The following is a 3,420-nucleotide window of genomic DNA, read 5'->3' as shown; positions in this document are numbered from 1 at the left end:
AAATGAATTTTCTGTAAAATCAAAGCAATATGTGGTTACAGCACCGGGTTCTAATCTTTTCCTTGGCTTTTATGAAAGAGTTTATAAAGATGATAACAACAATGAAATAAGAGAACGAAAGTTTAAGGATATTGGTTTGGTTGAATTAATTGAAACTTTAAAACAAGATAAATCAAAATATTTAAATCCACTTCCTGACAAAATCCATGATGATAAGTTAAATGAATATAATTGGAAATTCACATTATCACCATTGGATTTAGTTTATGTTCCAACTGATGAAGAGATAGAAAATCCATTAGAAATTGATTTCAATAATTTAACAAAAGAACAGTCAGGTAGGATTTATAAATATGTTGACGGAAGTGAAGATATAGCAAATTTTGTCCCTTATTCAGTTTCTAAGCCTATTTGGAGATTTCATGGAAAGAGGAATAAAGAAATTTTCAAAGAGTTGAATGAAAATGGAAAAATAAATATTCTGGAGAAAGAGTTAATTCAGAATGAATTCGGTCTTGGTAGTCAACAAAATAAAAATCAAAATATGATTGATGGTAAAACGCAGATAAAAAAAGCTTGTTGGAAACTTAAAGTCGATCGCCTAGGCAACATCTCAAAAGCATAAACCATGTCAAAAACAGCATTAAAAAAAGAGCTATTAAACCTCACAAAAGAGCAGTTAGTAGCACAGATATTGGATTTGTACAGCAAGAACAAAGCGGTAAAAACATTTTATGATTTCTATCTTAACCCAACCAACGAAAAAGAATTATTGGACAAATGCAAGAAAATTATTCGCAAGGAATTCAATGTGGAAATTCCTCAAAAAGCAAACTTGAAATTTTCTGTTGCCAAAAAAGCAATTACAGAGTTAAAGGATCTACAGGTTTCTTCTGAGATTATCGCCGATGCCATGCTATATTTAGCTGAAAGCGCATGTGAATTTACAGCAGAATGGGGCGATATGGACGAAGCTTTTTATGTTGCTGCATGGAACAATTACAAATCGGCACTTAAATTTATAGCGCAACATAATTTACTACCTGATTTTAAACGTCGTGCAGAACAGTGTGTAAAATACGCTTCGCCTTGTGGATATGGTTTTGCCGATGATATAGCGGATGTTTATTACGAATATTACCATAAATAAATTAAAAGATTAAACAATAAAAACAAACACTTTGGCACATAAATTAAAAATTACGTTAAACAATACAGATCCCAAAATTTACCGTACGGTCATTGTTCCAGAAAATCTCAATTTCGAACAGCTACACATTGTTATACAATGTGTTATGAATTGGAATAATTCTCATCTTTATCAGTTCAACGTTGGAGCGCCATATCGCAGCGATTCTATTAAACTAAAAGAGTTTGATGACATGGTCGATGACTTTTTCATGAATAGATATCAAGAATTTGACGCTATCACAACCCCGTTATCGGACTTCTTTAATGGCAAGACAAAGAAGATGATCTATACCTATGATTTTGGAGATGATTGGATCCATACCATTACCGTTTTAAAGAAACCCGATGAAGAAGTGTTGGTTCCGAAATGTATCAAAGGCGAAAATGCCGCACCCATTGATGATATGGGAGGTATTTGGGGATTTTATGAACTTTTAGAAATCATTGCTAAAAAAAGAAAAACAGCAGACGACAAAGAACACTTGGAATGGGCAGGAATCCCTAATGGAAAGACCTACGATGAACTATATGGTTTTGATATCGAAGACGTAAATGTGATACTATTGGAGGAGTTTTCAACCTGAAATCAGTCAATAAAACCTAAAAACTCATGCTTAAACGTACCATTTACATTGGCAATCCCGCTTATTTAAAGCTGAAAGACCATCAGCTAAAAATAGAAGATCCGTTAACCAAAGAAACCAAAGGCTCTGTACCCATTGAAGATATGGGCTTTTTGGTGTTAGATAACTTTCAAATTACCCTGAGCCATCAATTGATCATTGCATTGCAACAACATAATGTGGCGATTATTAGCTGTGATGAAAGTCATTTGCCTTTGGGATTGATGTTGCCTATAAGTGGTCATGTAACACATAGTGAGTTTTTAAAACATCAAATCAATTGTTCCGAACCTTTGCGAAAACAATTGTGGAAACAAACAGTTGAAGCCAAAATATTTCAACAAAAAGAGGTTTTACTTAAAAACAAACTTCCTTTTGAACGAATGATAAACTATATGAACGAAGTAAAATCGGGCGATAGCACCAATATGGAAGGTATTGCAGCGCAGTATTATTGGCGCACCTTGTTTGAAGATTTCACAAGAGACAGAAAAGGCGATGCGCCCAATAATTTCTTGAATTTCGGATACATTGTATTGCGAAGCATGGTAGCACGTGCACTGGTCAGCAGCGGATTACACCCAACGATAGGGATTTTTCATCGCAACAAATACAATGCGTATTGCTTGGCAGATGACATCATGGAACCCTATCGTCCATATGTGGATATTTTGGTCATAGAATGGATGCAGAAATCAGAAATGACAGAAAATTTAGACAAAGAAGCCAAAGCACATTTGTTACAATTAGCAACGAAAGATGTTTATATTAACGGATTGACACGTCCGTTGATGACTGCCCTGAGCATTACAACCAGCTCGTTATGTAAGTGTTTTACAGGCGAAGGCAGAGTGATTCACTATCCGATGCTGTAATGAGCTTTAGCAGATATAATGCATATAGAATTATGTGGGTATTGGTATTTTTTGATTTGCCAACAGAAACTAAGAAGCAACGAAGTGCAGCAACTCGATTTCGAAAATCATTGCTGGACAACGGGTTCAATATGTTTCAATTTTCAATTTATTTGCGCCACTGCCCTAGTAGAGAAAATGCAGAAGTACACATCAAACGTACCAAAAGAAGTTTGCCAGCTGAAGGAAAGGTGGGCATTTTGTGTATTACCGATAAACAATTTGGGCAGATGGAGCTTTTCTTTTCAAAGAAAGAAACCAATTTACCTTCGATGCCACAACAATTAGAATTGTTTTGACAGGAATAAAAAAATGCTTGATGCCGTAATGGAATCAAGCATTTCTTACGTTTTTATTTTGTAGAACACTCGGCATAACACACTGATTACATGGGTGTTATTTGAGGTTGTAATTCTACTGAGTAAATCTACAAAAATTTGAAAGGAATTCACAACTTAATAGCAACTCTAACTTATTAAATGGCTGTTGTAATTCTACTGAGTAAATCTACAAAAATTTGAAAGGAATTCACAACACTTGCTTAAAGCAAAATCTTTTATCAATAGTTGTAATTCTACTGAGTAAATCTACAAAAATTTGAAAGGAATTCACAACTGTTGAATCTTCATGGTTTCGATCTTACCGGTTGTAATTCTACTGAGTAAATCTACAAAAATTTGAAAGGAATTCAC

The 3,420-nt window shown here is 34.4% G+C and carries 4 protein-coding genes and 1 pseudogene; all 5 read left to right on the top strand.

Features of this window, described 5'->3' with window-relative positions; all coding sequences use genetic code 11:
- Positions 1 to 625 (top strand): annotated as a pseudogene (locus ABIQ28_RS06245) (hypothetical protein); the annotation flags it as partial.
- Between the two features lie 3 nt (positions 626 to 628).
- Positions 629 to 1,150, top strand: a complete 522-nt coding sequence (locus tag ABIQ28_RS06240) for a DUF6155 family protein (protein WP_348036018.1) — start codon at positions 629 to 631, stop codon at positions 1,148 to 1,150.
- 31 nt (positions 1,151 to 1,181) lie between these two features.
- On the top strand, positions 1,182 to 1,775 hold the full coding sequence (locus tag ABIQ28_RS06235; RefSeq protein ID WP_348036017.1) for a plasmid pRiA4b ORF-3 family protein: 594 nt from the start codon (positions 1,182 to 1,184) through the stop codon (positions 1,773 to 1,775).
- A gap of 26 nt (positions 1,776 to 1,801) precedes the next feature.
- On the top strand, positions 1,802 to 2,689 hold the full coding sequence (gene cas1, locus ABIQ28_RS06230) for a type II CRISPR-associated endonuclease Cas1 (protein ID WP_348036016.1): 888 nt from the start codon (positions 1,802 to 1,804) through the stop codon (positions 2,687 to 2,689).
- Positions 2,689 to 3,027 carry a CRISPR-associated endonuclease Cas2 gene (gene cas2 / locus ABIQ28_RS06225; RefSeq protein ID WP_348036015.1) on the top strand — a complete coding sequence of 113 codons (339 nt, stop codon included), beginning with the start codon at positions 2,689 to 2,691 and terminating at the stop codon, positions 3,025 to 3,027. The genes cas1 and cas2 overlap by 1 nt, the downstream gene beginning before the upstream one ends.
- Positions 3,028 to 3,420: the final 393 nt, after the last annotated feature.

Origin of the sequence: Gelidibacter sp. (assembly GCF_039916245.1) — a bacterium.
Taxonomy (GTDB): Bacteria; Bacteroidota; Bacteroidia; order Flavobacteriales; family Flavobacteriaceae; genus Gelidibacter.
This window is presented reverse-complemented; position numbering and strand designations above follow the sequence as displayed.